The sequence below is a fragment of the Synechococcus sp. H55.9 genome, assembly GCF_047462355.1.
In the GTDB taxonomy this organism is placed as follows: domain Bacteria; phylum Cyanobacteriota; class Cyanobacteriia; order Thermostichales; family Thermostichaceae; genus Thermostichus.
Genome location: NZ_JANSJB010000085.1, coordinates 8666 through 12064, shown reverse-complemented (window position 1 = coordinate 12064; position 3399 = coordinate 8666). Strand labels below are relative to the sequence as shown.

Here is a 3399-nt window from a genome sequence, read left to right as displayed (position 1 = left end):
GCGCAGATCTGGGAAAGCCACCACGCTGGCTGCCAGGATCCCCACCACCCAAGCACCCACTTGGCCGATCTGCACCAGCAACAACTGCAGAGAAGGGCTGGAGATCCACCGATTGGCTGCGGATCCCAGCAGGCGCCGCACGGCCCGAACGCCATAGCGGGTGGCCCAGAGGATCACTGCAGCAATCAAGAAGCCCGGCAACAGCTCGATGCCTCGCCCCACCATCTCCAAAAGACTGCGGTTGATGGTTTGAAGTAGTTCGTTCATATCTTTGCCCTTGCTCCGCTATCGACCACGATGAACGCCAGATCACTCTATAACACCGTTGAACTGCGGCGGGAACACTCAATTAGGACTCAGGGAGGCCCTCTGGGGGTTCCTCCTCAGCTAGTATCCGCCACCGCTGAGGTTCTGCTGCGCTTGCTACCCTGAACAGAGCCACTCTGCCGCAAGATGAAGTTCAGGGTAACGAGGGCAGCATGGCCAACTACGACTGGATTGTCATCGGCGGCGGGATCACCGGAGCGGCCTTGAGCTACGAGCTGGCCCGTCAAGGGGGATCCGTTCTCCTCATAGAGAAGGAAGCGCTGCCGCCCAGTGCCACGCGCTACAGCTACGGTGGCCTGGCCCATTGGGCGGGGAAAACCCCCCTGCTCAAAGCTTTGGGGGAAGAAGGGATCCAACGCTACCGCATCCTGTCAGAGGAGCTGGAGGCGGATATTCACTTTCGCGAGCTGGATCTGCTCCTGCCGATTGCCCCTGGCCACCAGCTAGAAGCTGTCGAAGCAGATCTGGCCGACTGTCGCATCCCACCCCGGCGGATTTCTGTAGAGACGGCCTGTGAGCTGGAGCCCCTCTTGCATCCGGCGGCCCTAGAGGGTGTGCTCTGGGCCCGGCATGGCCACATTCACCCCTGGCTGACGACGCTGGCTTTTCAGAAGGCTTTCCACCGCCTGGGCGGATCCCTGCTCTTGCAAACCGTGACGGGCCTGCGGCGACAGGGGCAGCACATTACGGGCGTGGAGACCGATACAAGCTTCTATGGCGCAGCCCAGGTGGTGGTGTGCGCCGGCGGCTGGACGCGGGCTCTGTTGCGCCAGGCCGGGATCCGGGCCCCTATCTACTTCACCCACGCCGAATCCCTCGAGCTGAAGCCTGCAGAGGTGCGGTTGAGAACCATCGTCATGAGCGCGCCCGTGCGGCGTTTGGAGCTGGAGCGGCAAGCGGCCCACCCCGACCGGGATCCCTTTTGGGATGAGCCGGGGCAGGAGCTCTGCCCGCCGATTTTGGATGTCGGGATCCTGCAATTTGTGGACGGCAGCATTCGCCTGGGCCAGATCAGCCGGGTGCTGACGGATCCCATGGCCGAGGTGGATGCCGCTGCCAGCGAAGCCCAGATCCGGGAACAGGCCGGTCGCTACCTGCCCCAGGTGGCCCGCCTGCCCGGGCGGTGGTATCACTGCTTGGTGGCCTTCAGCGCCGATCACCAGCCTCTGGTCGGATCCCTGCCCGGCTGGGAAGGCCTGCAACTGTTTTCCGGCTTCAGCAACCCTTTGGCCATCGTGCCAGCCCTGGCCCGTCGTTTCGCCCAACAGGCTTATGGACAAGTGGACGAATGGATCCCTGCTCTGTCTCCGGGGCGGTTTGTCCAGGTTTTGAGTTGAATACCTCACCTGTCGATTGTCAATGGCCATCGCCGAACAGCTCTGAGATACGGCTATCCCATCTGCCGCATAATGGAAGCCGGGGATTTTCCGCGTCGGACATGATGCTCAACAGTGTGCCCAGTGCCATCGATCTCAGCCAAAAGCGCATCTTGCTCACGGGGGGCAGCGGCTTTTTGGGCAAACATGTGCTGCAGCAGTTGCAAGTGCTGGGGGTGAAGCCGGAGCAGGTGCGGATCCCGCGCTCCCGCACCCACGACCTGCGCCGCTGGGAAGTCTGCCAAGAGGTGGTGCAGGGGCAAGATATCGTCATCCATTTGGCGGCCCACGTGGGCGGCATCGGCCTCAACCAGGCCAAGCCGGCGGAGCTTTTCTACGACAACCTGATCATGGGATCCCAGCTCATCCACGCCGCCTATCTAGCTGGGGTGGAGAAGTTTGTCTGCGTGGGCACCATCTGCGCCTATCCCAAGTTCACCCCCGTCCCCTTCAAGGAAGAAGATCTCTGGAACGGCTACCCGGAGGAGACCAACGCCCCCTACGGCATCGCCAAGAAAGCCCTGCTGGTGCAACTGCAGGCCTACCGGCAGCAATATGGCTTCAACGGCATCTACCTCCTGCCGGTGAACCTCTACGGCCCCATGGACAACTTCGATCCGGAAAGCTCCCACGTGATCCCGGCCTTGATCCGCAAGGTCCACGAGGCGCAGCAGCGGGGCCAGAACTACGTCGAGGTGTGGGGAGATGGCAGCCCCACCCGCGAGTTTTTCTACGCCGAAGATGCCGCCCGCGGCATTCTCCTGGCCACCCAGCTCTACAACAGCTCCGAGCCCCTGAACCTGGGCACCGGCGAGGAGATCTCCATCCGAGATCTGATTGCCCTCATCTGCGAGCTGATGGAGTTTCGGGGCGAGATCCGCTGGCAAACGGACAAGCCCAACGGCCAGCCGCGCCGCTGCCTGGACATCTCCAAGGCCCGCGAGAGGATTGGTTTTGTGGCCAAGGTGGGGCTGCGGGAGGGGCTGCAGCGCACCATCGATTGGTACCGCCGCCACGCGCCAGCCGGCTAGGCGACAACCTGGCTCTCCAGCCGTCCATCCTCCATGTGCAGCACCCGGTCGGCGATGTCGAGGATGCGGTTGTCGTGGGTCACCATCAGGATGGTGCAGCCCTGCTCCCGCGCCAACTTCTCCATCAGGGTCACCACCTCGCGGCCCGACTTGCTGTCCAGGGCTGCCGTCGGCTCATCCGCCAGCACCAATTTGGGGTGGCTGACCAGGGCCCGCGCGATGGCCACCCGCTGCTTCTGCCCACCCGAAAGTTGTTCGGGGTAGTAGTGGACGCGATCCTCGAGACCCACCGCCGCCAGCATCGCTTCCGCCCGCTCTTGGGCTTCCTGGGCGGAAAGGCCGTTGTGCAGCTCCAGAGCCATACGCACATTTTGGGCTGCCGTCAGGGAGCGCAGCAGGTTGTGGGCCTGGAAGATGTACCCCACCTGGCGGCGGATCTGGATGAGGGTGTTGGGCTGGGCGCCCCGCAGCTCCTGCCCCAACACCCGCAAGCTGCCCTCCTGCACCGAGCGCAAAGCTCCCAGGAGCGTGAGCAGCGTGGTCTTGCCGGAGCCGGAGGGGCCGGTCAACAACACGATCTCCCCCGGCTGCAAAACGAAGTTGATGTCAAAAAGCACTTGCTTGCGCAGGGATCCCTCGCCGAAGTAGTGGTTCACCCCTTCGGC

Annotated in this window: 3 protein-coding genes and 1 pseudogene; 2 read left to right on the top strand and 2 right to left on the bottom strand. The window is 63.3% G+C overall.

What is annotated here, in order from left to right; translation table 11 throughout:
• Positions 1 to 267, bottom strand: a pseudogene (locus tag NW857_RS10530) (mechanosensitive ion channel family protein); the annotation flags it as partial.
• Positions 268 to 479: 212 nt separating this feature from the next.
• Between NW857_RS10530 and NW857_RS10525 the strand changes: the two are divergent.
• Both NW857_RS10525 and NW857_RS10520 read left to right on the top strand, forming a co-directional pair.
• Positions 480 to 1664 carry an NAD(P)/FAD-dependent oxidoreductase gene (locus NW857_RS10525; protein WP_414368896.1) on the top strand — a complete coding sequence of 395 codons (1185 nt, stop codon included), beginning with the start codon at positions 480 to 482 and terminating at the stop codon, positions 1662 to 1664.
• A 101-nt stretch (positions 1665 to 1765) separates the two neighbouring features.
• Complete coding sequence (locus NW857_RS10520) at positions 1766 to 2734, top strand: GDP-L-fucose synthase family protein (RefSeq protein WP_414335395.1); 969 nt, start codon at positions 1766 to 1768, stop codon at positions 2732 to 2734.
• On the opposite strand, the gene NW857_RS10515 is transcribed toward NW857_RS10520, so the two are convergent.
• A partial coding sequence (locus tag NW857_RS10515; protein WP_414368894.1) for a DevA family ABC transporter ATP-binding protein occupies positions 2731 to 3399 on the bottom strand: 669 nt, incomplete at its 5' end. The two genes, NW857_RS10520 and NW857_RS10515, sit on opposite strands and share 4 nt — an antisense overlap.